Below are 26,773 nucleotides of genomic sequence, written 5' to 3' on the forward strand. Positions count from 1 at the left end.
GCTGATGTCCTGACGTGTCGCGGGCCGCCGTCGGACGCCGCCGGATGAAGCCGGCGCGCCAGGCGGTCCGCGCGTTCAGCGCAGCGACTGGCGCAATGCCGGCGAGGCGCTCGGCGAAGTTGCCGGCAACGTTGCCGGCGGCATCGCCGATGCCATCTCCACCGGCGCATCGAACGCCGCCAGATGCCGCATCAGACAAGCGGCGAATTGCGCGCGGCTCTCGGCCAGAAACAGCGAATGGTCCAGCCGCGGCAGCACATGAGTGCGGATGCCGCTCAGCTGGGCCAGCGCCTCCAGATGCCGGCCGAAGCGCGAGCGCGCTTCCTCCAGGCCGATATCCCCCGCCCCATACAGCAGGTCGACGCGCACGCCGCGGCGTTGCAGGCTCTGCATCGCTTCGCGCGCGTAGGCATCCAGATCGTTCGCGCCCCGCTTCGAGCTGCCCCTCGCGCGCCCGCCAAACAGCCGGCGCGCCAGCGCCGCGGCATGCGGCCATGGATCGATCTCGCCGCGCAGCAGCCGCAGCCATTGCGCCGGATTGCGCGCCGCGGCCAGATAGACGCGTGTCGATTGCAGTTGCGCATCGGCATCATCCGCACCGTCCGCGCCGTCCCCACCGTCCCAGCGGAATTTCAGCAGATTGGCGAGCACCAGCCCATCGATCACCGCCCCGGCCAGCGCCGCCTGCAGCGCGATGAAGCCGCCCGAGCAAACCCCGCCGACGACCACGCGCCGATATCCGCGCGCCCTCAGCCAAGCCACTGCCGCCGCGACATCGCGCGCCGGCTGTTCGCCATAGAGCGCCGCAATGCGCATCGTGCGCGCCGCCAGCGGACTGTCGCCAAGCGCCGATACGTCCAGCCGCAATGCCGCCACGCCGGCGGCAGCGAGCTGGCGCGACAGCGTGACGAACAGCCGGCAGTCGCCGACGTGGTGATTGCCGCCGGTGTTCGGAAACAGCACTGCGGTGGCGGTGGCAGAGGCCTCGGCTGATGCCATGGTTTCGTCACCACCGCCCGGCGTGCACAGCAGGCCGAACTGGCGACCGCCATCGAGCCACACCGGCTGCTCGACCGCTGCGTCGAGCCGCAGCACCGCATCGCCGGCGACATGGCTGGAGGGCCGGCCACGGCGCGCGACCGATGCGGCGGGGCCCAGCCATTGCGCGATCTGCTGCCACGCCTGCTCGGGGACGCTGCTGTTCTCGGCCGAACGCATCATCGCGGGATACTCGTCGAAGTCGAGCCGCGTCACCTGCGCGCCCTGCGCACGATAGCGGCCCGCCAGCGCGGCGACCGGCGACCCGGCGCCGGGCCACGCATCGAGCAGCAGCATGCGCGGCGCGGGACAGACCGCACGGCGTTCGAGCCGCAGGCTCTCGAGCAGGGCCACCGCGTCGGACGGCAGCCGATAGCCCAGCACCTCGCAGGCACCGTCGCCCGGCGGCGCGACCGGAATATCGGGGATCGCGTTATTGCACCAGCTGCTCTGCAGCGCGCGCAGCTCGCGCAGATAACCGCGGCCCGTCACCGGGGGCGCCAGCAGGATCAGTCCATCGGCGCGCTGGCCGCCGTCGGCGGCCATCGCCTCGGCGGCCAGCACCGCGAGCGTCGCGCCCAGGCGCAGGCCGCACAGCACCACGCGCTCGACGCCGGTATGCGCGCGCAGCGTCTGCGCAGCGCGCACGATGCTGTGCGCACAGATGCCGAGCCGATCGGGACCGTCCTCGCTGCCCGCGGAATCGCCGCAGCCGGGATAGTCGAAGCGCAGCACCGGCATGCCGGCGCTGGCGAGGTCGTCGGCCAGATGCCGCCACGCGCGATGCGACCACATCGCTTCGTGACCCCAGGGCGCGCACAACACCACGCCGGTTGCGCCAGGGCCCGGATGCAGCCAGCCGACGCAGCGGTCGAACGCCACGCGTTTCATCGGTCTTCCCCCGGATGCGGAAATGCGCGGGCATTGCGCCCGCGCAGCTCCTGTCGATGCGGATCAGGACGCTCGCAGAAACGGGTACGCTGCCCGCTTCACGCCTTGCCCGCTTCACGCCTTGCCCGCTTCACGCCTTGCCCGCTTCACGCCTTGCCCGCTTCACGCCTTGCCCGCGGCGGCCGCGACCGGACGCTCGAGCGCACGGGCGGCCGGTGTCGCGGGCGGCAGCGGCATGCCCAGATACGGATTGATGGTGGCGAAGTCCGCGCGGTTGCTGCGACGCTGCGCCACGCCGTTGATGATGCCGCCCGCGATCCGCGCATCGGCGCGCGCCAGCCGCTTGAGCGTGTCGTCGACCTGGCCGGGCAGCGTCACGTCGGCACGCATCACCAGCAGCGTCGAGCCGGCCAGGCTGGCGATCAGCATCGCGTCCGCGACCGACAGCACCGGCGGCGTATCGACGATGACCAGGTCGAACCGCTCCTTGCACTGCTGCAGCGCGTCCTTCAGCGTCGGCAGCATCAACAGCTCCGACGGGTTGGCCGGCGTCGCACCGGCACCGAGGATGCACAGCCCCGCGACCACGGTGGGCTGCACCGCCGCGCCGACCGGAATGCGGCCGGCCAGCACATCGGACAGGCCCGGTTCGGCGGCCTGGCCAAACCACGTCGATACCTTGCCGCGCCGCATGTCGGCGTCGATCAGCAGCACCCGCTGCCCGGCCTCGGCGAACAGCACCGCAAGATTGACCGCGGCGAAAGTCTTGCCGGCGCCGGGCGCGGGGCTGGTGATCGCCAGCACGCCATCGGGCGCGCCGCGCAGGCCGAAGTACAGCGAGGCGCGCACGCTGCGCAAGCCTTCGACCGCCAATGCGTGCGGCGAGCGGCGCGCCAGCAGGAAGCGGTCGTGCAGGCCATTGCCGGTGCGGGCGCCGGCCTGCGGGTCGGCGCCGCCTTGCGCCTCGGCCAGCGCCGTGCCGGGCGCCGGTGCGGCCAGCCGCTGGCGCGCAGCGTCCGCCAGCCCCATTGCCGCCATCGCACCGAAGCGCCGCTCGAGTTCGGCCTGGCGCTCGAGTTCGGCCTGCTCGTCGCTGAAGGCGACGTCGCCAAGCATCGACAGCCCCAGGCGCGCCTCCGCTTCGTTGGCATCGGCGACCACGGGTTTCACGCGCCGGCGCAGCATCACGCCGCCGATAGCCAGCGCCAGCGCCGCCACGCCGCCTGCCACCGCGGCCGGCCACGGGCCGATACCGACCGGCACGGTCGACGCAGCGGCCGCATCGACGACGCGCACCGCGCTGCTGCGGTCGGCCTGCACCAGCGACAGCTGTTCGATCTTGCGGCGCAGGGTCATGTACATGTCCTCGGCCACCTTGACGTCGCGCGTCAGCGCCACCGATTCGCGCTCGGACAGCGACAGGTTCTGCATGCGCTCGTCGAGCTCGCGCCGCTCGCGGATCAGCTGCTGGATCTGGCTGTCGACGGTCTTCACCTCGTTGGCATCGGTGGTGAAGCGCTGCAGCAGCTTGGTACGCTCGAGCCGCAGCGCGGCGATCTGGCGCTGATATTCCATGCTGCCTTGCAGATACGACTGCGCATCCTGCGTCGGCTGGATCGAGCCCGAGCGCGAGCGATAGCGCGTCAGCGCCGACTCCGCGCGCTCGAGCTCGGCCTGCACGCGCGGCAGCTCGGCCGCGAGGAAAGCCAGCGATTCGGCCGCGTCGCCGCGCCGCGCGCTGGTCTGCCCGCGGATATAGCCGTCGGCGATGCCGTTGATCAGATCGGCGGCCTGCTTGCGATCGCCGCTCTGCCACGACAGCCGCACGGTGCCGCCCGGCATTTCGCTGACCTTGAGCTGGCTCGCGATCGCATCGACCGTCGCGACCGGATCGCGGCGCATCAGCGTGAAACGCGTGCCCGGCCGCGCGTCGATGCGCGAGATCAGCACCTCGACGCCATCGACCGCGGCCGACTCGCCGACGCGCCCTTCGAGCAGCGTACGGTCGGCATCGCTGAGGCGGAACGCGCCGCCGCTGAGCACCTCCAGCGTCAGCGGCTTGTTCAGCAGCCGCTCGGGCACCGCGAGCGTATCGAGCGCGATGCGCTCGCCGCCCCACGCATAGCCCATTCCCGGCGGCCAGGCACCGCGCACCTGTCCCGGCTCCGACAGCCGGGCCGCCAGCGCACCGACCAATGGCGCGCGTACAGGCTCGGCGGTGATGCCGAGCCGAAGCTGCTCGATCACCGGCGCAGCCACCGCGCGGCTCTTCAGGATGCTGGCGTCGAAGCCGGCGGCCGGCGCCGATGGCGCGCCCGGCGCGCCGCTGGCGGCAACGTCGGGCCGCGCGACCTGGATCAGCGCCGCGGCTTCGTAGCGCGGCGGCACCGTCAGCGCCGCCAGCCCGGCCACGGCCGCGCCGGCCAGCGTCGCACCGACCAGCAGGCCGGCGCGATCCTGCAGCGCACGCGCATAGCCGGCCGGCCGTTGCGGCACCACGTTGGGAGCCGGCATCGTTCCGGCGAAAGACAACCTGTCCACGGCAATCTCCTGACGCACTGGCGCAAATCACGCTTCGGCGAGGGCCGGCAGCAGCCGGTCGAATTCGCGCTTGACGAGCTTGTAGCATTCGCACGAATGCGCTTCGAGCCCATGACGATCGAGCACCGTGATATGGCCGCGGCTGTGGTGGATCAGGCCGAGATCCTCCAGCTTGCCGGCAGCCTCGGTCACGCCCTCGCGCCGCACGCCCAGCATGTTGGCGATGACCTGCTGCGTGATCACCAGCTCGTTGGTCGCCATGCGATCGAGCGCGAGCAGCAGCCAGCGGCACAACTGCTTGTTCAGCGAATGATGGCGATTGCAGACCGCGGTCTGCGCGATCTGCGTCAGCACCGCCTGCACGTACAGCAGCGTGGCGCGCTGGATCGTCGGCGAGCGCATGAACTCCTGGCGCAGCGTGCCGGCCGACAGCCGGTATGCGAAGCCCGGCGTGCGGACCTCGACACGGCATGGCATGGTGTCGCCACCGGTCAGCACCGGAATGCCGACCAGACCCTCGTTGCCGATCGCGGCGATTTCGGCCGTCGCGCCGTTCTCGAGCAGCGACAGCATCGAGACGATCGCCGTGGTCGGAAAGTACACATGATGGATGCGTTGACCCGAGTCGGTGAGCAGTTGTCCCGCACGCATCCGTACCAGCTCCAGGTGCCCCGACAGCGTTTCCCATTCCTTGCGCGGCAGCGAGGCCAGCAGGTGGTTGACGTGCAAATCCGAACGTTGACCGATCATTTCTGTTCTCCCTTCTTGTCCTTCTTGTTCCCGGTTTTTCCCCCGCCTCGCACCGATTCCGATCGACGGCGTCCGTCACAACCACGAGACAACTCGCTGACCGTGACGGCGACGCGGTGCGGCTTGCGTGCTTCCATTAAGTTCCATCTGTGGGACGCCCAACAGTAGCCGCACGGCTGAAACCTGCTCATCCTTCGGTAGGTGGGAATCGGGAGGGAGCCGCGTTACAGCGGTGCAACCATTTGGCGCACCATATCGGCGACGCGTCGGCGCGTCGTGACGGGGACTGGCCTGCGCGCCGATGCGCTAGGCGCTGTAGCCAAGTGGACGAGGCGCGTTCAGCGCGCGAATCTCACCCATCGGGATGGCCGCGCCTGCCAGACGGTTTAGGCCTTCCGCGGCGCGCCTGTCGTCGTGACCCGGTCCGTCGTCGGCACGCAGCAGCACACGGCGGCTCGTACCGGGCGCGAGATGGAAGTAATCGCTTGCCGGCCGCAGGTTGGCATCGTCGATCTGCACCCAGCGTGCGAAACGGCGCGCCGATATCGTCAGCCACCACTGGCCGTCGATGCGCTCGACCTGCGCGTGCAGCTCCGGCGGCGGCAACGCGGCGGCGCTGCGATCGGGCAGATAGAAGGCCTCGCTGACCACGTTGCCGTCGCCATCGCGCCACGCCGCATGGACCACGTCATGCAGGCGCGGGCCGAAGCGGTAGGCATGGGCGAAGTCGAAGAACTGGCCCGCCAGTTCGGCGCCGCTGACGCATTGCACCGAGCGCGGCGCCAGCGTGAAGTCCCGCGTCACGTCGAGCAGCGGCGTCAGGCCGTCGCGCAGGCAACGCAGCTGCAGGCGCATCGGCTGCGCCACGGCGCTCTCGTTGATCAGATGCACGTGGATGCCGTTCAAGCCTTCGTCGGTGATCAGCGCCTGCAGCGGCTGCCAGACCTGGCGCAGCGCATGCCAGCCGGACTTGGGCCGGCGCAGCGCATCGACGATGCCCCAGCCGGCGCCGGGCACCAGGTCCTGCCATTGCCATACCAGTCCTCCGGCGCAGCAGGAGCCGGCGCGGCGCCATTCGGCAAACACCTCGCTCATCAGCTCGGCGACCACCGCGCGCGAGCAATGCAGATAGCGCGCCGGATCCTCCCGGCGCAGACGCGCGGGATCGACCGCATAGAGCGACTGCAGGTAGAAGTCGCGCACGTCCTCGAAGTCCCAGCTTGCGCCGGCATCGCGCGGCACCGTGCGCTTCCAGCGTGGATCGTGCACCGGCGCGACGCCGGCCATCGTCTCGCGCAGCGTGCGCTCGCACGGCACGTTGGCGAAGGCCAGGCACTCGGCGGCAAAGCGCACGCGCGCGCGCCGCGCATCGTCGAGCGGACGCTGGTAGGCGCCGACGCCGTAGTAGTGGCTGACGCCGCGATCGGGCTGGAACGGCCAGGCACCGCCGCTCGGCGAGTTGCGGACATAGGGCACATTGACGCCGTGCGCGGCAATGCCGTCGGGAATCAGCGTGTCGAACAGCGGCTGGCGCCACGCCTCGCGCGGGGCCCCGAGCATCGCCGCCTGCTGCTCCGCCTCGCTGCCGCCGCACAGCACCGCAAGGCTCGGATGGTGTCCATGCGCGGCGAGCCATTGGCGTACCTCGCGGCGTACGTCGTCGCGCAGCGAGGCGTCGGCATCGGTGCCGGCAGCGGAGGCAGGCCGGGTGCCATCGATGTTCGAATAATCGAAGTTGGCGAACGCAAGGTCCTGCCACACCAGCAGGCCCATCGCATCGCACGCCGCGTGAAACGCCTCGCCCTGATAGCAGGTCACGCCGCTGACGCGAATCATGTTCATGTTGGCTTCGCGCGCCTGCGCAAGCCACGCCGCACAGGTGTTCGCATCGGGCGCATGGCCGTGCAGGTCCAGGCTTGCCACGCAGGCGCCGCGGCAGAACACCGGTACGCCGTTGACGCGGACCACGAAGCCGCCATCGCTGTCGTCGACGTCGATCCGCCGGAAGCCGACCCGCGCGCAGTGCAGCGTCTGCATGCCGGCGCGCAGCGTGACGTCGTACAGCACCGGCTCGCCGTGCGTGTGCGGCCACCATTTGCGCACGCGGGGCAGCGATACGCTGCCGTGCCAGATCGCGCCGTGCTGGGCGTCGTGCCGGCATGTCAGCGCGGCCTCGTGGCCGTCGACCTGCAGCGTCAGCGCGTCTTCGATCTGCGCGGGGACGCCGCGCAGCTGCACCGACACGACACCGTCGTCACCGTCCAGGCGCGCGCCGATCTCGCAGCGCGCCGCGGCGAGCGCCCGCGTCGCCGATGGCGCCGGCAACAGATCGATCTCGCGCCATGGCCCGACGGCGTGGACCGGCGGGCACCAGCCCGGCATATGGCCGAGCAGCGTGGTGCGGACATGGCGCAACGATGGCATCGACACCAGCCGCGGCTTCCATCGCACCGGGCCGCGCCGCCCGCGCAACGCGCGTTCGAGCGAACGGAAGCACAGCGACAGCGTGTGGGTACCCGACAGCGTCAGCGCGATCTCGTGCTCGGCGAACATCGACCGGCTCTCGAGCATGCGCGTGCCGTCGAGCCACACCTCGCAGATCGTCGCGAGGCCGCGCAGCCGCAGGCAATGCAAGCCCTCGCCGGAGATCGGCGCGCGATACCAGTAATCGTGCCGGTGCAATGCGGGCGGCGCTTCGGCCTCCCAGCGGCCGGCCGCCTGCAGCGCCTGCGCGACCGTGCCGGGGACCGGTGCCGGCAACCAATCGCCGTCAGCCGGCAAGTCGAGCGGCGTGGCGATGGCATCGGCGTCGGTTTCCCGCATGCGCCATGGACCGGCAACAGGCTGCCGCACCAGCGGCCTGCCGAGCGGGATGGCCGTCGCCATCCGCTCGCACCGATCGGGCGCGGTCATCGCCGCGCCCGGGACGCTCACGGCGCCCGCGGCGTCAGGATTCACCCTCGCCGACATAGGCCGCTAGCGCCGGCACCGCTGCCTCATAGCAGGCTTCCATCTGATCGAGGCAATCCTGGCAGGGGTCGGGCCGGCGTCCGAGGATCGAGCGGATCAGCCGGAACTGCATCACCATCGCCTCGGACGCCAGCCGCTGGCACGCGGTGGCGATCGCGGCCGGCAATGGCTGTCCCTGCAGGCTGAGCCAGCGCAGGTACTTGCCGAGCAGCTCGAAATTGGCGCCCAGTTGACGCAGCACGTTGAACGCGTACGGGTGGAAGGCCGGTTCGCCGCGTACCGCGAGTTCGTCCAGATGCTGCGGAAACACCTGCCGGTACGCCGCGATCGGGTTCTGCCGCGGGCGCCGCGCTAGATGCCGCCGCAACAGCGCCAGCGAGGCGCGCAGCAGCATCGGCCCGGACAGCGGCGGAAAGCGCCGCCGCACCACCTCGGCGTACGGGAACAGCAGGTGCGGATCGGCCTGCAGCTCGGGCAGCAGCCGGAACAGGCCGGCATAGTCGTCGCCGCGCGCGACGTGGTAGCCGTCGTTGTGGTAGTAGCCGACACCGCGCGCCTCGGGCATCAGCACGTCGATCCCGATGGTGGTCTTGGTGTGCTGGCGCCGGTACGACGTGGCGCGATTGTCGGGCAGGTAGTAACCGTCGACTTCGAGCAGCACCACATGCCCGCGCGCGGTCTGCGTCGCCACATGGCGCTCCATCGCGTCGTACAGCGACAGCTCCTGCACCACCACGCCATAGAGACGCTCCAGATCGTCGACCGGGTATTTGAAGAAGGTGAACTGGTCGCCCTCGAAGTCCTGCGCGACGGTGAAGGGCAGCGCCGCCAGCGGATCGAGCTGCCAGCCGTGCAGCAACTCGATCCACAGGTCGACATAGCAGTTGGTCTGCGGCCAGACCGCCTGCTCGGTATGCAGGACATGCGAGGCATGCACGGATGGCGCCAGCCGCCCGGTGCCGTCATACATGGCGCAGTCCCAGCAGCTCGCGCACCTGGCCCGGCCAGCGTGCCAGCGCGAAACCATGGTGGCGCAGCAGCGCCAGAATCAGCCGGTCGATCCCGAAGCCGACGCAGCCGGTATGGGCACGCCCGCCGTCGGCGGTGCGCAGCGGCCAGACCTCGGCGAAGTGATCCTTGTGGTAGTTGAAGCTCATGCAGGCGGTCGGTGGGGCGTCGTCGTGGATCGGAATCAGCAGTTCGAACTTCAGCTTCTGTTCGCGCTGGCCGTCGGCGACGATCTTGCCGCCGCGGCCGAAGAACGGGTCGTTGGCCAGATCGAGCCGCCAGGGCAAGGCCAGCTGCTGCGCCAGCGCACTGCCGCGCTCGATCCACTGCGTGCGGAACGCGACGATCTGCTCGGCAGTGCCCAGCCGCACGTACTCGCGCATGCGGAACAGCTGCATGCGCGCCGGATCGACCGACGGCTCATGGCGGAAGCAGTACGACAGCACGTCCACCACGCGGCCCTGGGGCGGCAGCGCACCGCGCGCGGCGATGACCGGATAGACCGGATAGCAGGCGGCCGGCGTCAGCACCACGCGCGTGGGCCGCTGCTGGTCGGCCCACTCCTCGCCGGCATCGAGCCGCGCCAGCAGCCGGTGATGGTCGCGATCGCTGCCGCAGAAACTGTGCACGGTGCCGGCCAGTTGCGGAAAGCTTTTCAGGTATTCGCTGGCTTCGAAATCCTGCCGTGCCATCGCCGGCGGAAAGCGCATCACCTCGGCCTGCTGGTCGGCGCCGAGCGCGCCAATGGCCGCGTTCAGCCCGTCGGCAATGGCCTCGAAGTCGGCGCTGCGGCCATACAAGCCGTCGACGCCGGTCGGGATCAGCAGGCCCGCCTCGATCAGCGCCTGGCGAAAGCGCCGCTGCGCCGCCAGCGCGGCCTCCTCCGGTGGCCGGGACAGGCGCTGCGGCGGCGCCGCGGTGTCGGCAGGCTCGACGGCGCCACCTTGCTGGCCGCTCTGGTACTCCATGCCGATTCTCCTCAATGCGAACGTTCGGCCAGCAGCAGGCTGGCGGTATTGGTCAGGATGCGGTCGTTGCTGATCATCAGCGGCGCGGACCACAGGTCGCGCAGATGGCGGCCCACGCTGAACGGCGTGCCGTGCTTGTAGCCCGCCATGCCGCAGATCAGCAGCGCGGTCTGCACCGCTTCCAGCGCCAGCGTCGACACGCTGGTCTTCAGGCCGTTCATTTCGGCGGCAAAGGCAAAGTCCGCGGAGACGGAACGGCCCGGCGTGTGCTGGCGGTAGTGCGCGAGCGCCATCTGCACGCGCGCCTCCATCGTGTCGATCATCGCCGCGGCCTCGGCCAGCCGCGTGGCCGACGGCGGCAGCGTGCCGGGCCGCGCGCGCGCCTGGCCCTGGAAGAAGGTCTTGGCCCGCTGCACCGCGTCGGCGGCGATGCCGGTCCACAACGCGCTCCACAGCATGTGCGACACCGGCGTCATGGTCGCGTCGGCGATCTCGCCGAACGGCACCGGCACGATCTGCTCGCAGGCGCCGCGCGCCTCCAGCCGGAAGCCGTTGCTGCAGGTGCCGCGCATGCCCAGCGTGTCCCACCCGCTCGTGCATTGCAGCGTGCAATCGCCATCGAGCACGCAGACCAGTACCTGGTCGGACTGCGGCGCCTCCGCATGACGGCGCGCGGTGGCGAGAATCACGTCGGCCTGCGCGCCGTACGAAATGGTCGGCGCCATCTTGACCAGATGAAAGCGCCCGCCGTCCGTCGCCACCGCGCAGCCGCTGGTGCGCAGCGCGCCGCCGGTCGACTGTTCCGAGGTCGCCGAGGCCAGCAGCAACTGGTCGGCCGCGATGCGCGCGAGCAGCCGCTCGTGCCAGATGCTGCCGCGCGCATGGGCGACCAGGCAGGCGACCTGGATCTGGTGCATCGCGTAGATCATGCCGGTCGCCGCGCAGGCGCCGCCGAGCACGCGGCAGATCGCCGCGATGGTATCGAGCGACGCGCCGCCGCCCCCGAGCTCTGCCGGCACCATCGCACCGAGCAGGCCGCGCTCGCGCAACGCCGCGAACGCCGCTTCGGGAAATGCCGCCTCGCGGTCGACGCGATCGGCCTGCGCCGCGGCAAGCGGCACCACCTCGCGCGCAGCGGCCAGGGCATCCCGCGGCGGATGCTCCGGCTGCGGCGCATCGTCCCGCCCCCGATCGGCGGCAGCGTCGTGCGGGTGGGGCTGCACCGCATGCGCCGCGAACGCGTTCATGCCGCCTCCTGCTGCTGGCGCAGATAGACGATCGCGTCGGCCAGCGACTGGATGCTGCGGAACAACTGGCGCGTCAGCATTCGGTCCGGGATCTCGATATCGAAGGCGTTTTCGATGGCCAGCATCACATGCACCGTGGCGAGCGACGACAGACCGGCTTCGTAGAGGTCGGCCTGGTCGTCCAGCGTGTCCGCTGGCACCTCGAGCCGGCCCACCTCCGCCAGGATCGTGCGTAGGGTGGCTTTCATGGTCTCCTCTCCCTGGGGTCTTGGTATGCCCCATTTGGCTCGACCGTACCCGCCGGCACCGTGCGCTTGCCAACGCACGTTCGCCACCGCCGTGGGCCGGACCCCTTTTCAGAATGCGCTCTTGCCAGTCCAGCCGTGCAGCGCGGTGCGCGCGATGATCCGCAGGTCCAGCTGGAAGGACCAGTTGCGGATGTAGTAGATGTCGAACTCGATGCGGGCGCGCATCTTCTCGACCGTGTCGGTCTGTCCCCGCAGGCCGTTGATCTGCGCCCACCCGGTGATGCCGGGCTTGACGCGATGGCGCAGCATGTAGCGGTCGATCAGCTCCTTGTACATCTCGTTGTGTTCGAGCGCGTGCGGGCGCGGACCGACCACCGACATCTCGCCGCGCAGCACGTTGAAGAACTGCGGCAGCTCATCGAGGCTGGTACGGCGCAGGAAGCCGCCGATGCGCGTGACACGCGGATCGTTGCGTGTCGCCTGCGTGACGCCGCGGTCCTGGTGGACCACCATCGTGCGGAACTTGAAGACGTCGAACGGCTTGCCGTCGATGCCCAGGCGCTTCTGCCGGAACAGCACCGGCCCGGGGGAAGACAGCTTGACGCCGATCGCGATCGCGATCAGCAGCGGCGACATGCCGAGCAGCGCGACCGCGGCGAACACGCGATCGAAGCTTGCCTTGAGCAGGCCGGTGATCCGCGAATCGGGCGGGCTGTTCAGATCGATAACCGGCAGGCCGAGGAATTCGCTGAAGCGATGGCCCAGCAGCTCGACCGACATGATGTCGGGCACCCAGCGAATGTCGACCAGGTCGTTGCGGAACTGGTAGACCACGTCGCACAGATCGCGGCACGCCGCCATCGGCAGCGTCAGCCAGATCTCGCGCACGTCGTGGCTGCGCACGAAGCGCGTGACGTCGCTCATCTCGCGCAGGATCGGCACGCCGGACGGCAGCGCATCGTCGTCGTGGTCGCAGTAGATGCCGACCACGTGATAGCCGGCCTCGCGAATGCGCTGCACGCGCCGGTACATCTCGTTGCCGAGCGGGCCGTAGCCGAAGATCAGCACGCGCTTGGCATTGATGCCCTGCTGCCGCACATTGCCCAGCAGCTGGTACAGCACCAGCCGCGAGCCGACCAGCGCCAGCGAGACGGCGCCGAACCAGGTGGTCGACCACAGCCGCGACACCGCGCCGATCTGATGCATCAGGTAGGCCAGCACCAGGCCGCTGACGGCCACCAGGCTCCATGCCGCCAGCGTGCGCAGCCCGAGGGCGGCGCGGCTGCGGCCGCGCCACGATTCGTAGAGTCCGCAGGCAGGGAACACGATCAGCGCGGCGACCGCGCAGAACGCGGTCAGGAAGCCGTGCACCGGCGCCGCCGATGCCAGTCCGCCTTCGGGAAACCAGAATTCGCCGACCAGGATGCCGCAGACGCCCACCGTCAACGCATCCGAGACCCGATACAGCAGTTGCAGCGCTGTCTGCCGCTCGACGACCGCTTGCGCGCTTGCCGTTGCCATGACCCTCTCCCCTTGCTGCCCGTCGATGCCGTGCGTCGGCATATCGCGAACATCGTCGCGCGCGGGTCGGCGCAGGGTCTGTTTGCTCCCCCACACAGGTGAAGGCCGTGCGCCGCGGTCGCCGGTGCGGTGGCGGGTGTTGCCGGTGTTGCGGGTCTTTTGGGCTCTGTGGGTCTTGTTGCGCGTCGGTCCTGTGCGCGTTCTTCAGTCGCGCATGACGGACATCGAGTCGAGATGCCATTGCGCAAGGCGCAGCGGCGGCCGTGCGGCGGGCGTCGGCATGGCCGTGGCTGCGGACGTGCGTGCGGACGTGCGTGCGGACGTGAGGGCGGGGGCGAACGTGGAGAGCGACAGCGGTGACGATGGCTGGATCGTCGCGGCTTCGCGCCGTTGCCAATCCGCGCGTTGAAACGGCCGTGCGCGTCCGGACAGATACAGCGCGATCTGCTCGATCCATTGTTCGGTCGGCGCATGCGCCCCCGATGCCGGCACGCCCAGCAGCAACGCGCCGATCAGCAGCAGCAGCGGTGCGCGCGGCGAACGGTGGCGCCGATGCGGCACGGTAGCCAGCAGATAGCCGCCGCTGACGGCAAAGCCCAGCGCCAGCCCGCCAATCACTTCGCTGGCCGAGTGCGCGCCCAGCGGCAGACGCGAATAGCCGACCAGCAGCGCAAGCCATGCGCCCAGCATTGCCGCGGCCCACCGCAGGCGCGGCGCACGCCCCGGCGCGAGCCGGTGCATCAGTACCGGCAGCACGCTCGCCGCCATCATGCTGTGGCCGGAGAAGCCGGTGAAGTCGAGCGCCGGCACGCCGACGCCCCAGCCGATGAAGGCGAGTTTCGATACCAGCGTCAGTCCCGCCGCGGCGGCGAACGCGAGGCACCAGTGGCGCGCCGCGCGCCATTCGCCACGATGGCAAAGCGACAGCAGCAACAGCGCGGCGCAAGGCAGCAGCAGCGCGGTGTCGCCGAAGCGCGAGATCAAATGCCAGTTCCACATGGTGTCGAAGGCCCCGCGCCGTCGCGCTGCGGCCGTGGGCTTTTGGTCCTTTTGGTTGATGGAAGTCGCAAGATCGATTGGATATCGTCAGTCTTGTGGTGGGCCAGGCGGAATCGGCCTGCCACTTTGGAGCCCGCATGGTCCCCCGGTCTGCGGGCTTCTTTTTTCCCCCTTCCCGGGTTGCGCTCGCCGTCGCCTCGCCGACATGCCCGCGCCCCTCCAAAAAAGAAAGGACCCCGGCGTGCCGCCGATCGAGCGGCGGCTCCGCCGTGGTCCGCAGATCCGGCCGGGCGGTTGCCGCGGCCGAGACGCGCGTGTACGCATGTCGTTCGATTCGCCATCCGACATGCGGCTCCCCCGAGCACGCGCCTTGTTTCCCCCCTTCGTGTTCGTACGGCCCGCTTCGCTTTACCGGTCGTGCGGCCGCGGTGTCTTGCTGTCGCCGCCCTCGCCCGCGCACGTGCCGGGCGCCACCGACAGGAACGACGTCGCCAGGCCCGCCGCGATACGCCGCCGCGCTTCGCGCTCGCCGGCTTCGCGGGCGGCGATCACCGCGGCATCCTCGCTGCAGAATGCGCGGCCATGCAGTTCGCCGCGATAGACCAGCGGCCCATCGCACGCCGACGCCAGCCGGATCTCATAACAACATGCCCACTTGTTGCGGCCCTCCGGCACGGCAAAGCCGCGCACGATCAGGACCGCCGATCCTCCATTCATATGACCCCCCGCTTCTGCGGCGGCGGACCTTCTGATCCCGGGGTCCGGCTACGCCAGCAGCGTAGTGCCAGCATAGGCGGCATCGCCGGTGGACGACCATCAGCCGCTTGCCGTAGAACCGGGGTGCAAAAAGTTGGAGGTCGGAGCGGGAGCGGGCGCCATCAACCAGGCCATGCTCGCCCGTGGAAAGCATTGGCCGCCGGCGCTGACCAGCGCCACCGCGGCGCTGACCAGATCGGGAGAAGCCGGCGCCAGCAGGCAGCCGCCGGCACCGAGCCGGGCTGCGCGCTGGGTCAGCGCGGTGGCCCCGGGCCGGGCGATCAGCAGCCATCGGCGCGGCGCGATGCGCTGGCACAGGGCATCGATCAGTGCGAGCGGGTCCGCTTCGCTGCTGCTGCAATCGAGCAGCGCGAAATCGACGGGTTGCTTGGGCAGTTCGGTCGAGGGTGCGTTCAGCAGCCATTCCGGCGACTGCAAGGTCAACGGGCGGGAGGCCTGGCGCTTGCCCAGGTAGCGCGAGAGCGCGCGCACCATGATCGCGTTGTTGGCCAGAAGAATGGTCGTCATCGACTCGGGCGAGCTCAGGAGGGCGAGGTGACTGCCGGCGTGCATGTCCATAAGCCTAGCAAGCCGCCTCCCGGGCCGCCTCGACCATTGGCATGAAGTCCCTCAGCCGAAAGGATGAGTTCGCGCCAGCACATGCCCCCATCATCGGCGCTGCCGAGATCACGCCGCCTGACAGACCGCGGGCAGCCGCACGCCGTCCGCGTGCAACGGCACCGCGCCGAGCGTCGAGGGTCCCGGCCAATTCAGCTTGGCACCGCGCCGCAGCGCTTCGTAGACGGCCTCGCCCTTGTTGCGGACATGCAGGCGGTGGTACAGCGTACAAGCATGGGTCTTGGCCGTGGCGACCGAGATATTGAGCACGCGGCTGACCGTCTTGATCGGATAGCCGCGCGCCAGCAGCGCCAGCACCTCGTATTGCCGCTCGGTGATATTGAGCAGATGCGAGCCGAACGACGGCGTCTCGATATCGGGCTGGATCAACGGGGCGGTCCGGATGGCGATGTCGGCGGACCAGCCGGGCACCGTGCGCCTCGACTCGATCGGTTCGTCCGGCCGGTTCACCGCTGCCTCCCCTTTCCCGTCCGCGTCCGCGTGCACGGCGCGCAGGGCGGCATGCTGCGTCGGTTCGGCGTGGACCAGTGCCGGGAAACATTCGCCGCCGGCAAGCACCAGCCGGATGGCGGCGTCCAGCACTTCGGCGCAACAGTTCTTCGACAGCAGGCCCGCCACCATCGGCGGCACCGATTCCTGCGCCATCGCGGCGGGCAGGCCATCGGCCAGCACCAGCACCCGCTGCGGCGCCAGGTAGCGGCACACGTCTTCCATCGCGCACCAGGTGCCGCTGCCATCGTCGTGCCAGCCGTAGATCAGCAGGTCGGCGTCGCGCAGGCGGGCATCGTCGACGGACGGCAGCGCAGCCGGTTCGACATCGATGACGTGCACGGGAAGCTCGGATTGCGCCAGTAGCTGGCGCAGGCCCAATCGCAGTAGTGGATGAGGCTCGATCAACAGAATGGTGGCCATGCCGCTCTCGTTCTTGTTGCGACACGTGCGCCGCGACGGTCGCCCGTGTGATCGGAAGTGCGGCGCTATGTTGCGCCTGCCCCTCCCTACGATCCACCCCGCTTCAGTTCGGCGCAGCGTTCAGCGCGGCCGTCCCTCCCGTCAAGCGCGATGCGATCGCCCCGTTTGCGTGTTTGCACGCTTTCGATCCCTCTAAAGACAGACTTAACTTTCACTTATTCTGCGGTCCAGCATATGCAGGGCAAAACAGGAAAGCAAGGCTCGCCAGATGGTTGGTAAGTCGCTTTTGTGCGAATGCGTACGCAGCGCAAGGCTGGAGGCGGCCTCGGGATTTTCCCTTACGTCGATCTCGAAGCGGCCGCCTTCTCAGGGTTCGGACCGATGTCCCGGGGCGTTTCCTGGCGAGCCTGGCGCGGTGGATGGCCGGCGCTGACAGGTGTGCGCCGAAAATAATTTACATTACACTTCGGGTAGCAATTTGGGCAGGTTGCGCTACTCGTCTGCCGAAAGTCGTTATCAATCAATCACTTAAGGCCGATTGTCAATGTCTGTGCGGGACGACACGCTGGACCCCTTGAAGCTGACCCGGACCGAATTCGCCGTGGTGCGCGCGTATGCCCAGGGCATGGCGGCGGTCGACATCGCCAACCGTTATCTGCTCGACCCAGACGAGGACGAGGCGCTGACCGAGCATCAGGCGGTACAGCGCATCCTGCGGCTGCGCGATCGGCTGGTGCAGTTCGCGCTGCAGAACAACCGCCCCGATATCGCGGCGATGTTCGACTCGCTGAAGGGCCGGTCCAATGTCGCGATGGACCGGCGCGTCGACGCCCTGTCGTCGCTCGAGCGGCTGTCGCCGGGACGGCCGGCGCTGGACCATGCGGTGTCGTTGTGGTTCGGGCCGAGCCTGTCGCGCCGACTGGTGGCGGGCGGCATCGGCAGCATCGGCGAGCTGGTGGAGAGGGTCAACCGGCGCGGCGCCGCTTGGTGGCGCGGGGTGCCGCGCCTGGGCGCCAAGTCTGCGGACGTGGTTCGGCACTGGCTGGAGCGGCAGCGGGAAACGCTGCGCGCCAGCGACGGCGGGCCGGTGCTCGGACCGCAGGTCGGCGCGCTGCTCGCGCCGTCGCAGCGGCCGCCGATGGCGCCTGCCGTGCTGGACGATCGGTTGGGCGAACCCGTTCCATTGGAATATATGCTTCATACCGCACCTAATACGGACTGGCGCTTTGCCCTTGGCGAAGAGCTGCAGCTGGTGCGTCAATGGCTGGACGGCAAGCGGCCCGGTTCGCATACCTGGGCCAGCTATCGTCGGGAGGCGGAGCGGCTGCTGCTGTGGGCGGCGCGGCGGCGGCGGCCCTTGCGCGTCATGACGGCGCAAGATCTGGCGGCGTATTGGGACTTCCTGGCCGATCCCCAACCGGCGTCGTTCTGGCAGGGGCCTGCCGGTCCGCGCGACCGCAGGCCATGGCGGCCGTTCGAAGGCGGACTGCGGGACAGTTCACGCCAGGCGGCCATGCGGGTGATACGGGCGCTGTTCGGTTGGCTGCGGCAGCGTGGCGTGCTGGCGCGCCATCCCTTCGACGGGTTCGCGATACCGGTTGCTGCGGCGGCATTGCCCGCAGGCGACCTGGAAGAACCCGGCATGGCGGTCAACGGCGACACCAGCGTGATTGCATTTCGCCGCTGGCTCGACGCGGCGGACGGCACGCCGATATGGCGGACGGCCAATGCCGCGGCCTATCTGATCGGGGATTGCGGAATGCGGATCGGCGAAGCCGTCTTGGCCACCGGTCGGCATCTTCGGCGGGACGACGGCGGGCGCTGTCTGCTTCGGCCGCGGTTTGCGGCGGAAGATCTGGCGGTCGTTGTGCCGGAGATCGGATCGAATCTCGAGGTGCCACTCGCCGCGCTTGGCGACGATGCCTGGAACGCCCTCTGCCGGCATTGGGCGGACCGGGGATGGACGGCGGACGGGCTACCCCCGGCGGCGCCCTTGTTGGGTCCGCTGCGATTGCCGCCCACCTCGCGGGGACAGGCCAAGCAGGCCACCCTGCCCTTGGCCGGTTACTCCGCCAGCGGGCTTGATCGCCTGCTGCGGGCGGCATGGCGGGATTTCGTTGCGTTGCCCGAACATGCGGACCATCGCGCCGTCCGCTTCACGCCGCGCATGTTGGCTCGGGTGCAAAGCGCGGAGTCGTGATGGCCGGCCGCTGCCTGGGCCGTTCCCGTCCGCGCGGTACACGGCCGCCCGCTGCTTGCTACAGCAGCGATTTGTCCAGGCCGAAACGCGCCTTCAGCGCTTCCAGCAGCGCTTCGCGCGCGTCGCGATCGGTCAACTGGACATCGAGCACGACGCGGCCGGAGTCCCACTCCTTGATCGTGCCCAGCAACTCGCCGCCGCTGGTGCGGATCTTGTACTGGCGGCTGATCTCCTTGACCTTGCGCGCCTTGCCCTCCTGCGCCTGCTTGCGGATCGCCTCGACTTCGCGGCTCGACAGGCCGTCGTTCATGATCCGCATCGCGAGTTCGCGCGTGCGTTCCTCGCCGGCCAGCTTGTAGTACAGCGTCAGCTCGTAGCCGGCCGCGATGCCGATCGCGCTGGGACGCTCGCGCATCACCATCAGTACCGACTCGGGCAGTTTCAGCAGCGCCAGCGTCTTGTTGACGGTCCCGGCCGACATGCCGGTCAGCTCGCAAATATCTTCTTCCTTGGCAACCTTGCCCTCGTCCAGCAACTGGCGCCAGGCGATGGCGTTGTCGAGAGCCGACTGGTCCGAGCGCTGCTCGTTCAGCAGGAAGGACAAGCGATAGAAATCGAGGTCGCTGAGATCGCGCTCGACGAAGCACTCCATCTCGAGCTTGCCGGCCGCGGCCAATGCGCGCTTGCGGTAGTGGCCGTCAATCAGGATGTAGTGACCGGGACGGGACGCGTCCGGCGCCGCGAGGCCCGGCGTCTTCTGCCCATGCGTCGCGATCGAGGCAGCGCGTTCCTGGACCACCGCGGGATCGTAGATCCGGCGGGCGTTCAGCGGGTTGTCATGCAGCTGGGACAGTGGGATGCGCTTCAGCACCCGCCCGTCCGCCGAGCGCTCCTCGGTTTCAGCGCTGAAAGTTTCAGCGCTGAAAGTCGCGCGGGGTTCGGCGCCCTTGGCCTGCAGCAAGCCGTGCGGGTGCTTGGCGATCGCGGCTTCGGCGCGGGCGAAGCGATCCAGTGTGTCAGCGCGGTTCTTTTCCGCCGCCATGCCCGCCAGCATGCCGGCCCGCAGATTCTTGATCTTCGTTGCCATTCTCTTTACTCGATCAGGGACAGCACCTCGTCCACCATGATGTCGACCTCCTGGACCGCTTCGCGTGCGCCCGCGACGCCATGCACGGTGCAACCGATCGCCTGGCACTCGCGGAACGCCGAGCGGGAGCCGATCATCGATTGCAGCAAGGGGAAATCGCCGTCATCGCCCAGGATCTCGATGGCCTGGCGCGCGATGGAAACGCGGCGTTGAACCATATTGGCCATCACACGGACGGTCAACGTTTCGTTCTGGACCTGCGCATGCTGCGCGAGGGTCTTGGCGGCCACCGCGGCCCACAGGTCGGGGGGCGACGGGACCACGGGAATCACCGCCAGATCGGAGATCAGCAGGGCGCTGGATGGCGCCGCCGAATGCACGGCGGGCGGACAGTCCACGACGATATAGTCGTAGTCCTGTACGAACTTGCGCACTTCGCGGTGCATTGCACCGCCGGACGCCGCCAGACCGATGACCGACGCCGGGAAAGGACGCTCGTCCGAGGCCTGCGCGGCCCAACGCGTCGCGGTTCCCTGCTCGTCCATGTCGACCAGCATCGCGCGCGCGCCGCGCAAACCCAGGGTGCCGGCCAGGTGCATGCTGACCGTCGTCTTTCCGCAGCCGCCCTTCTGATTGAACACCGTGATGATTTTCGCTGCCACCGGGGCCTCTCTCTTTCAGCGCTGAAAGCGCGGTTTGACTGTAGGCGAAACTTTAGACAATCGCCTCGGTGCTATCAACCGATTTTCTTCAAATACACAAATTAGTTACGGTGCGCGCCGCAAAAGCCGCGCAAGTATCTTCAAAACTTGTGCTTGAAAATCGGTCGAGAATCGGCCTACATTAGAGGTTGTGCGTTGTACGCCGCACATGACACGGTCAGACAAACTGGATATGATGCCCAATACAGTCGCGTCAAGTCGTGTCACCCTCGTCGGCTTCCGTTCGGTATCTGCGAGACATCAACGTGCTTGAACGGTTGTTTGCGTCGTGTACAAAGAACTTGCGTCGGAAAGGAAACTCACATGGCAACCGGTACGGTTAAGTGGTTCAACGAAACCAAGGGGTTCGGCTTCATTACCCCTGACGATGGTGGCGCGGACTTGTTCGCCCATTTCTCGGAAATCCAGGGCACTGGATTCAAGACGCTGAAGGACGGCCAGCGAGTGACCTTCGAAGTCAAGGAAGGTCCGAAGGGCAAGCAAGCTTCCGGCATCAAGCCGGCCTGATCGCCCGCGTCGCCGCTGGTTCGCGGCACTGGCCAGGAACCAGCAAAAAAGCAGGTGTTGAACACCTGCTTTTTTTATTGGCGCGGCGAACAGCGCGCAGCTTCCGCGGCCGCCGCGGGCGGCTGTTCAGGCCAGCTTGCGCACGCTGGTCCGCGAGGGCTGCAGAATCAGCGCCTTCGACGAATCTGCGTCGACCTTCGCGTCCGGATACACGACCAGCACATCCTTCAGCGCCTTGCGGAACAATGCACGGAACTTGCGCTCGCTCTCGGTTTCGGTACCGAACTGCATCTGCAGCGCTTCCCACGGAATCTCGGTGCGCCGCTGAATCGTGAAGAAGCGGTAGGTCAGCCACGAATAGACGTCCAGCGCGAACGGCGACTGCTTCAGCGCCTTCAGCGCGCGCATGTCGACCGGCACCGGACGATTGACCAGCTCGTTGAAGAACGGCTCGGACAGCACCACGAAGCTCTCGAACATCGAGCCCTGGCCGGGCTGCATCGGATCCCACCACGTCGACAGCTGGTCGGCCAGCAGATAGCCGACGCGATCGATCGACATCGGCTCGTGGTTGTTGGTCTGGTTCTGGGTCGGCGCGGACTTGTTCTGGACGATCGCAATGGTCGCCGAGAACAGGCGGATCATCTGCTGGCGTACCAGCGTCATGGTCCCGCGCTTGCCGCCCGTTGCCATCGGGATCCCGAGGTTGTACATGAACTCGGACAGCGAGTTGCCCAGCGAGATGCGGCGATCGTCGACGGTGCCGGTAAACTCGCCGCGCTTCTTCTTCGCCATGATCTCCTTGCCGATCCAGGCCAGCATCAGACGCGGATAGGAGCCGTAGGGATAACCGAGCGACACGGTTTCCGACACCAGCTTCTGGCGGCCATTGCTGGCGCGCTCCGAACGCTGCTGCGTGAAGTACCCGGGCTGGATCATCAGCGAGATATTGCCGCTGGTGCGCGTCCAGACGGGCGGCGCGCCCTTGGGCGCGCGATAGGGCAGGGTGACCTGAACGCTTGCACGACTCAGAAAGCCGACTTCGCCACTTTGCCAGGCGTCCTCGCGCTCCATGGCCTGTGCTTCGTCGAACAGCCGCTGAAATTTTTCGGACGGGACCAACGGCGCATCGTTGCCAGGAACGATGATGCGCGAGGGACCGGTTTCAACGTCGGTGACGGTGCGGTCGTCCGGGGTGGCCAGGGAACGTTTGATCGGCATATCAGCGTGCTTCGAATTACCCGCCTTTTTACTTGATGACGCCACCCTTGTCACGCAGAAACGGGTACGTTCGGGGATTCGGGCGTATACCCCGGCACGGCGCCCGGTCTGGCCGCGAATACGCCGACTTGGCGCCCGTTCACGCCAGCCCCAGGATTCCTGCCGATGTTTCTCTGTTGCCAGCTCGCATGCCGTGCGGCAGGGGGCAACCCGGCAGGGTTGTCCACTTCCGCGCGGTCATCCACTACAAGCAATACATACCTTTACGGTTAACTACTCGTAAACCGTATACGCGCGGCCAAGCCGTTGAACCGTAAACGTAAACCGTCCCCTCTCCGTACCTGATTCTGCGCTGCAGCGTACTCGATTCTGCGAAGCCTCGAACCCGAATCTGCGTATACGCGAACCCGTTTCAGCGCAAGGGCCGAACCGTTTTCTGCGGGGATAACTTCGGCATTGCACAGGCTTATCCACAGCGGGTCCGACATCTGGCGTACCCGTTTCTGCGCCGCAATCAAGGCGCCTCCCGTGCGGAAAGACCATATAAGTGCCTACTGAGGCATGTTCATGGCTCTCGAGCCCGGTTCTCGCCAATTGCGTACCCGTTTCTGCGTGAGCCCGGCACGATCGTCGCCGCGGCTAGCCCGTACCTGTTTCTGCGGCGTACCCAGTTCTGCGAGCTGTTCGGGCCGGCGCGGCTTCCGAAAAGCGTACCTACTTCTGCGTACCGAAACCGGGTCATGCGGACGGGAACGTACCTGTTTCTGCGAGCCTCCACGGCCGGCGGAAGGCGCTCCTGAGACCAAAGGTCCACGTATACGTACGTCAAATAAAAAGCGGGTACTCGCAAACATATGTGGCCGCAGGACACTGCCGCGACCGCCAGCGTACCCATTTCTGCGGCAAGCGACCGCACCGGCCAGCGATCCCGCAGGAAGCCGCCAGCCAACGCGTACCCGTTTCTGCGCATCAAGGCGGGGAATCAGCCGGTCCTTCCGCGTACCCGTTTCTGCGGCAGGCAGCCGCGTGTCGGACGGTAGCAAGCGGACGCAACAAGCCGTACCTGTTTCTGCGTCCCAAGGAAAAAATCGCTCGGACCGTACCCGTTTCTGCGTGCGCCGCCGCGCGAGGCCGGCCGATCGGTAGCCAGAACCTGCGGCCGCGTACCCGTTTCTGCGCGCTCCGAGCCTTCGCCAGGACCGGCATTGCGTACCCGTTTCTGCGGGCGTCGATACGCGGAGGACGGCCGTGCATCGGGAAGCCGTACCCGATTCTGCGGACGATGCAGCGCGATTCCGTACCCGTTTCTGCGGCGGTCGGCTTGCCGGATGCGCGGCGCTCCGTTCCGGCAACACGTGGGTCAGGGGGGCGGGAAGGGAAGGGGAGGACAGGGGAAGGAGCGGCCGAGCAGACCGGCCAGCCGCAAAAACAAAAAGCCCCGCACAGGGCGGGGCTTTCAGCGTCGTCTCGCCGCGAAGGCGAGGAGCGCGATGCTTACAGCGGGGTGATGTTCGCTGCTTGCAGGCCCTTCGGGCCGTTCTTCACTTCGAACGAAACGCGCTGGTTTTCTTGCAGCGACTTGAATCCAGAGCCCTGGATTTCCGAGAAGTGGGCGAACAGATCATCACCGCCTTCGTCCGGCTTGATGAAACCGAAACCCTTGGCGTCGTTAAACCATTTGACGATACCGGTTTTCATGGTCTTGCATTTCCTAAAAAAAATTAAAAAACGGAGGCGCGCGGCGCTTCCGGCAGAGCAACTCAAGGAAAGGACACCATGGACAACCGAAGTACCATGACGGTGGCTAACGAATGTGCTGTTGCCTCGTCGCTTGAATCTAGCGCGCTTTATACGGGGGATCGGAGCCCACGTCAAGCGCGGTGTTCCCCTGCTGCAGGCTAGATCACGCGAGTGCCCTCGTGCGATCATCACCCATTTTGCATACAGTCTATTTGTCCGTATCGGCGCACCTGTATACAAAAGTGTAAGACATTACGTGTGCCTCCCTGGCTCATGCATGGGGAGGCTCTTGCCTTTTGCGAGAGACGGGACAAAACGATACAGGAGACACAGCATGTCGATGCCCGAACCCCTTTCCGAACCCAACGACACACCCGCCATGGCCGCGCCGTCGCGCCGTTCCCCGCTCGAACGCCTGTTCAGGCTGCGCGAGCACCAGACCAACGTGCGCACCGAGATACTGGCCGGCGTCACCACCTTCCTGACGATGGCGTACATCATCTTCGTCAACCCGACCATCCTCGGCGATGCGGGCATGCCGAAGGACGCGGTGTTCGTCGCCACCTGCGTGGCCGCGGCGCTCGGTACGCTGATCATGGGTTTCTATGCCAACTATCCGATCGCGATGGCGCCGGGCATGGGCCTGAACGCCTATTTCGCCTACACGGTGGTCAAGGGCATGGGACTGCCATGGGAAGCCGCGCTCGGCGCGGTGTTCATCTCCGGCTGTCTGTTCCTGCTGGTCACGCTGCTGCGCGTGCGAGAGATGATCGTCAACGGCATCCCGCATTCGATCCGCGTGGCGATCACCGCCGGCATCGGGCTGTTTCTTGCCATCGTCGCGCTGAAGAACGCCGGCATCGTCACGGCCAGCCCCGCCACGCTGGTCACGCTCGGCGACCTGCATCAGCCCTCGGCGGTGCTGGCCATCGTCGGCTTCCTCGCGATCGTCGCGCTCGACCGCCTCAAGGTGAAGGGCGCGATCCTGATCGGCATCCTGCTGACCACGCTGCTGAGCTTCGCCTTCGGCGGCAATACCTTCCACGGCATCGTGTCGGCCCCGCCGTCGATCGATCCGACCCTGTTCAAGCTCGACATCACGGCCGCGTTGTCGATCGGCATCATCAACGTGGTGCTGGTGTTCTTCCTGGTCGAGCTGTTCGACGCGACCGGCACGCTGATGGGCGTGGCCAACCGTGCCGGCCTGCTGAAGGCCGGCAAGATGGATCGGCTGAACAAGGCGCTGATGGCGGACAGCACCGCGATCATGGCCGGCTCCTTCCTCGGCACCTCGTCGACCACCGCCTATATCGAAAGCGCCTCGGGCGTGCAGGCCGGCGGCCGCACCGGCCTGACGGCGGTGACCGTGGCCGTGCTGTTCCTGGCCTGCCTGTTCATTGCGCCGCTGGCCGGCACCGTGCCCGCCTACGCGACCGCGCCGGCGCTGCTGTATGTGTCCTGCCTGATGCTGCGCGAGCTGGTCGAGATCGACTGGAACGACGCGACCGAGGTGGTGCCGGCCGTGCTGACGGCGCTCGGCATGCCGTTCACCTATTCGGTTGCCAACGGCGTGGCCTTCGGCTTTGTGACCTATGCGGGCCTGAAGCTGCTGACCGGCCGCGCCAAGGACGTGCCGGTCATGGTGTGGATCATCGCCGCGGTGTTCGTCTTCAAGTTCTACTATCTGCCCGGTCATTGACCGCAGCCGTGTTTGACGGACAGGGCGGCCAGGGCCGCCCTTTTTCTTGCCCATCGCTCTCGATGTATCGGGAAACGTTCGAATTTTCGCTGCAATCTCACCGAACCGTACCCGTTTCTGCGTACCGCCGGGCTTGGCAGAGCGGGCGGCGCGTACCCGTTTCTGCGTACAAGGTAAGTGCTTATTTACCTCAAGGGCCATGGCCGGTCTCCCTTGTTACCGTCATACCGAAGGATGATTTTGGGGGCATGCCCCACGCGGGGGCTAGACAAACGAAGCCAAATGCACTGAACTAGAGGCATATTCCGGGGGCGCTTCGAGGCGCCCCTTGTTGACTCCGGGAAACGGAGTGCGCCAGTGGCGCGACGCAGACCCATTCGATCCGCTGCAGCGGACGTACAGACAGACCGCCGCCAGGCGGCTTCGCCTCCACGACGAGAGCATGCGCCAAGCGTGCCGGAACAATAAGCGGAACAAGTGGTAATCGCGAACGTGTAGTGCCGGGGGATGTTGTTCAACGGGGAAGAATCATGACCGCAGGAGAAGTCCATCGGCCCGTTCTCGAGCCGACTCGATCCGCCACGCCTTCGATTGCCCGTGCCTGGAGCCATCTGGCCGATGTTGCCAGCGCCAAACCCGATCACGATCCCAGCCAGTCCCATCGCGAGCATCGCGACGAATCGATCGCCGATGCCGTCGCCGCCGTGCTCGCGGCCGACGACAGCGTGCCGCCGGCCATACGGCAGGCCGTCCAGGGCCTGTTGCAACGCCACCGCCAGCTCGAAGCCGACGTCGCCCGCCTGCGCGCCCAGCGCGAGGAATGGATCGTCAACGTGCTGACCTATCAGGCCCTCTATCACCGTTATTCCGGCCAGACCCTGCATGACCCCAGCGACCGCCTGATGCGCGAGCGCGACAGCATGCGCCGGACCATCCGCGAACAGCTGCGCAGCGGCACGACGCCGACCGCGATGTTCGATCTGCCTCCCCACAGCGTTTCGAGCGTGTAATGGCGGCCCCGCACATGGGTGCGCAGGCGCACCGCTTACCACAGGACCGCAGCCCGATCCCGTCCGCCAGCCGGCGCGGCGAGACGGTCAGGCACGCGG

At 67.7% G+C, this 26,773-nt stretch carries 21 protein-coding genes; 4 read left to right on the forward strand and 17 right to left on the reverse strand.

The window, feature by feature from the left end:
• Nucleotides 1-75 precede the first annotated feature (75 nt).
• The 13 genes from F7Q96_RS11310 to F7Q96_RS11370 form a co-directional block, all read right to left on the reverse strand.
• A complete protein-coding gene (locus F7Q96_RS11310; RefSeq protein WP_082371665.1) occupies nucleotides 76-1,929 on the reverse strand; it encodes an alpha/beta hydrolase in 1,854 nt (617 codons plus the stop codon).
• A 162-nt stretch (nucleotides 1,930-2,091) separates the two neighbouring features.
• Nucleotides 2,092-4,470, reverse strand: coding sequence for a polysaccharide biosynthesis tyrosine autokinase (locus F7Q96_RS11315; protein ID WP_226995001.1), 2,379 nt, complete (start codon nucleotides 4,468-4,470; stop codon nucleotides 2,092-2,094).
• A gap of 27 nt (nucleotides 4,471-4,497) precedes the next feature.
• A complete protein-coding gene (locus F7Q96_RS11320; protein WP_006577453.1) occupies nucleotides 4,498-5,220 on the reverse strand; it encodes a Crp/Fnr family transcriptional regulator in 723 nt (240 codons plus the stop codon).
• Nucleotides 5,221-5,526: 306 nt separating this feature from the next.
• Entirely contained in the window at nucleotides 5,527-8,106 is a 2,580-nt protein-coding gene (locus F7Q96_RS11325; RefSeq protein WP_151022649.1) for a glycoside hydrolase family 2 protein, read from the reverse strand.
• Nucleotides 8,107-8,167: 61 nt separating this feature from the next.
• A complete protein-coding gene (locus F7Q96_RS11330) occupies nucleotides 8,168-9,160 on the reverse strand; it encodes a DUF1839 family protein (protein WP_053823272.1) in 993 nt (330 codons plus the stop codon).
• Nucleotides 9,153-10,166, reverse strand: a complete 1,014-nt coding sequence (locus tag F7Q96_RS11335; protein ID WP_082371664.1) for an amino acid--[acyl-carrier-protein] ligase — start codon at nucleotides 10,164-10,166, stop codon at nucleotides 9,153-9,155. The genes F7Q96_RS11330 and F7Q96_RS11335 overlap by 8 nt, the downstream gene beginning before the upstream one ends.
• A gap of 11 nt (nucleotides 10,167-10,177) precedes the next feature.
• Nucleotides 10,178-11,413: an acyl-CoA dehydrogenase family protein gene (locus F7Q96_RS11340; protein WP_151022651.1), complete on the reverse strand. Its 1,236-nt coding sequence runs from the start codon at nucleotides 11,411-11,413 to the stop codon at nucleotides 10,178-10,180.
• Entirely contained in the window at nucleotides 11,410-11,661 is a 252-nt protein-coding gene (locus tag F7Q96_RS11345; protein WP_006579866.1) for an acyl carrier protein, read from the reverse strand. The genes F7Q96_RS11340 and F7Q96_RS11345 overlap by 4 nt, the downstream gene beginning before the upstream one ends.
• Nucleotides 11,662-11,769: 108 nt before the next feature.
• The gene (locus F7Q96_RS11350) at nucleotides 11,770-13,182 is read right to left on the reverse strand and encodes an undecaprenyl-phosphate glucose phosphotransferase (RefSeq protein ID WP_151022653.1); all 1,413 of its coding nucleotides are present in this window, start codon (nucleotides 13,180-13,182) and stop codon (nucleotides 11,770-11,772) included.
• 204 nt (nucleotides 13,183-13,386) lie between these two features.
• Nucleotides 13,387-14,181, reverse strand: a complete 795-nt coding sequence (locus tag F7Q96_RS11355) for a phosphatase PAP2 family protein (RefSeq protein WP_082371663.1) — start codon at nucleotides 14,179-14,181, stop codon at nucleotides 13,387-13,389.
• A gap of 408 nt (nucleotides 14,182-14,589) precedes the next feature.
• Nucleotides 14,590-14,898: a hypothetical protein gene (locus F7Q96_RS11360; protein ID WP_053823271.1), complete on the reverse strand. Its 309-nt coding sequence runs from the start codon at nucleotides 14,896-14,898 to the stop codon at nucleotides 14,590-14,592.
• 99 nt (nucleotides 14,899-14,997) lie between these two features.
• Complete coding sequence (locus F7Q96_RS11365) at nucleotides 14,998-15,465, reverse strand: response regulator transcription factor (protein WP_211923506.1); 468 nt, start codon at nucleotides 15,463-15,465, stop codon at nucleotides 14,998-15,000.
• A 159-nt stretch (nucleotides 15,466-15,624) separates the two neighbouring features.
• Complete coding sequence (locus tag F7Q96_RS11370; RefSeq protein ID WP_053823270.1) at nucleotides 15,625-16,488, reverse strand: helix-turn-helix transcriptional regulator; 864 nt, start codon at nucleotides 16,486-16,488, stop codon at nucleotides 15,625-15,627.
• 550 nt (nucleotides 16,489-17,038) lie between these two features.
• Here F7Q96_RS11370 and F7Q96_RS11375 point away from each other — a divergent pair.
• Nucleotides 17,039-18,688, forward strand: coding sequence for a site-specific integrase (locus F7Q96_RS11375; protein WP_249041666.1), 1,650 nt, complete (start codon nucleotides 17,039-17,041; stop codon nucleotides 18,686-18,688).
• 58 nt (nucleotides 18,689-18,746) lie between these two features.
• Here F7Q96_RS11375 and F7Q96_RS11380 read toward each other — a convergent pair whose 3' ends face one another.
• Both F7Q96_RS11380 and parA read right to left on the reverse strand, forming a co-directional pair.
• Entirely contained in the window at nucleotides 18,747-19,775 is a 1,029-nt protein-coding gene (locus tag F7Q96_RS11380) for a ParB/RepB/Spo0J family partition protein (RefSeq protein WP_053823268.1), read from the reverse strand.
• Nucleotides 19,776-19,780: 5 nt separating this feature from the next.
• Nucleotides 19,781-20,437, reverse strand: a complete 657-nt coding sequence (gene parA / locus F7Q96_RS11385; RefSeq protein WP_023263312.1) for a ParA family partition ATPase — start codon at nucleotides 20,435-20,437, stop codon at nucleotides 19,781-19,783.
• Between the two features lie 363 nt (nucleotides 20,438-20,800).
• On the opposite strand from parA, the gene F7Q96_RS11390 reads away from it, so the two are divergent.
• Nucleotides 20,801-21,004 (forward strand): cold-shock protein, encoded by a 204-nt coding sequence (locus F7Q96_RS11390; protein ID WP_006576252.1) that lies wholly within the window; start codon nucleotides 20,801-20,803, stop codon nucleotides 21,002-21,004.
• A 126-nt stretch (nucleotides 21,005-21,130) separates the two neighbouring features.
• On the opposite strand, the gene F7Q96_RS11395 is transcribed toward F7Q96_RS11390, so the two are convergent.
• Both F7Q96_RS11395 and F7Q96_RS11400 read right to left on the reverse strand, forming a co-directional pair.
• Complete coding sequence (locus tag F7Q96_RS11395; protein ID WP_053823267.1) at nucleotides 21,131-22,225, reverse strand: replication protein RepA; 1,095 nt, start codon at nucleotides 22,223-22,225, stop codon at nucleotides 21,131-21,133.
• A gap of 1,494 nt (nucleotides 22,226-23,719) precedes the next feature.
• Complete coding sequence (locus F7Q96_RS11400; RefSeq protein ID WP_006576725.1) at nucleotides 23,720-23,923, reverse strand: cold-shock protein; 204 nt, start codon at nucleotides 23,921-23,923, stop codon at nucleotides 23,720-23,722.
• 421 nt (nucleotides 23,924-24,344) lie between these two features.
• Here F7Q96_RS11400 and F7Q96_RS11405 point away from each other — a divergent pair, with 421 nt between their 5' ends.
• Nucleotides 24,345-25,664 (forward strand): NCS2 family permease, encoded by a 1,320-nt coding sequence (locus tag F7Q96_RS11405; RefSeq protein ID WP_170265859.1) that lies wholly within the window; start codon nucleotides 24,345-24,347, stop codon nucleotides 25,662-25,664.
• A 530-nt stretch (nucleotides 25,665-26,194) separates the two neighbouring features.
• Nucleotides 26,195-26,674, forward strand: coding sequence for a hypothetical protein (locus F7Q96_RS11410; protein WP_212762795.1), 480 nt, complete (start codon nucleotides 26,195-26,197; stop codon nucleotides 26,672-26,674).
• Nucleotides 26,675-26,773: the final 99 nt, after the last annotated feature.

The sequence above is a fragment of the Cupriavidus gilardii genome, assembly GCF_008801915.1.
GTDB lineage: Bacteria > Pseudomonadota > Gammaproteobacteria > Burkholderiales > Burkholderiaceae > Cupriavidus > Cupriavidus gilardii.

Excerpts from the sequence above, each read along its gene's own strand:
- F7Q96_RS11310 (WP_082371665.1), bottom strand. The coding sequence starts at position 1,929 with ATGAAACGCGTGGCGTTCGACCGCTGCGTCGGCTGGCTGCATCCGGGC.
- F7Q96_RS11320 (WP_006577453.1), bottom strand. The coding sequence starts at position 5,220 with ATGATCGGTCAACGTTCGGATTTGCACGTCAACCACCTGCTGGCCTCG.
- F7Q96_RS11325 (WP_151022649.1), bottom strand. The coding sequence starts at position 8,106 with ATGGCGACGGCCATCCCGCTCGGCAGGCCGCTGGTGCGGCAGCCTGTT.
- F7Q96_RS11330 (WP_053823272.1), bottom strand. The coding sequence starts at position 9,160 with ATGTATGACGGCACCGGGCGGCTGGCGCCATCCGTGCATGCCTCGCAT.
- F7Q96_RS11335 (WP_082371664.1), bottom strand. The coding sequence starts at position 10,166 with ATGGAGTACCAGAGCGGCCAGCAAGGTGGCGCCGTCGAGCCTGCCGAC.
- F7Q96_RS11340 (WP_151022651.1), bottom strand. The coding sequence starts at position 11,413 with ATGAACGCGTTCGCGGCGCATGCGGTGCAGCCCCACCCGCACGACGCT.
- F7Q96_RS11345 (WP_006579866.1), bottom strand. The coding sequence starts at position 11,661 with ATGAAAGCCACCCTACGCACGATCCTGGCGGAGGTGGGCCGGCTCGAG.
- F7Q96_RS11350 (WP_151022653.1), bottom strand. The coding sequence starts at position 13,182 with ATGGCAACGGCAAGCGCGCAAGCGGTCGTCGAGCGGCAGACAGCGCTG.
- F7Q96_RS11355 (WP_082371663.1), bottom strand. The coding sequence starts at position 14,181 with ATGTGGAACTGGCATTTGATCTCGCGCTTCGGCGACACCGCGCTGCTG.
- F7Q96_RS11360 (WP_053823271.1), bottom strand. The coding sequence starts at position 14,898 with ATGAATGGAGGATCGGCGGTCCTGATCGTGCGCGGCTTTGCCGTGCCG.
- F7Q96_RS11365 (WP_211923506.1), bottom strand. The coding sequence starts at position 15,465 with ATGACGACCATTCTTCTGGCCAACAACGCGATCATGGTGCGCGCGCTC.
- F7Q96_RS11370 (WP_053823270.1), bottom strand. The coding sequence starts at position 16,488 with ATGGCCACCATTCTGTTGATCGAGCCTCATCCACTACTGCGATTGGGC.
- F7Q96_RS11380 (WP_053823268.1), bottom strand. The coding sequence starts at position 19,775 with ATGGCAACGAAGATCAAGAATCTGCGGGCCGGCATGCTGGCGGGCATG.
- F7Q96_RS11390 (WP_006576252.1), top strand. The coding sequence starts at position 20,801 with ATGGCAACCGGTACGGTTAAGTGGTTCAACGAAACCAAGGGGTTCGGC.
- F7Q96_RS11395 (WP_053823267.1), bottom strand. The coding sequence starts at position 22,225 with ATGCCGATCAAACGTTCCCTGGCCACCCCGGACGACCGCACCGTCACC.
- F7Q96_RS11400 (WP_006576725.1), bottom strand. The coding sequence starts at position 23,923 with ATGAAAACCGGTATCGTCAAATGGTTTAACGACGCCAAGGGTTTCGGT.
- F7Q96_RS11405 (WP_170265859.1), top strand. The coding sequence starts at position 24,345 with ATGGCCGCGCCGTCGCGCCGTTCCCCGCTCGAACGCCTGTTCAGGCTG.
- F7Q96_RS11410 (WP_212762795.1), top strand. The coding sequence starts at position 26,195 with ATGACCGCAGGAGAAGTCCATCGGCCCGTTCTCGAGCCGACTCGATCC.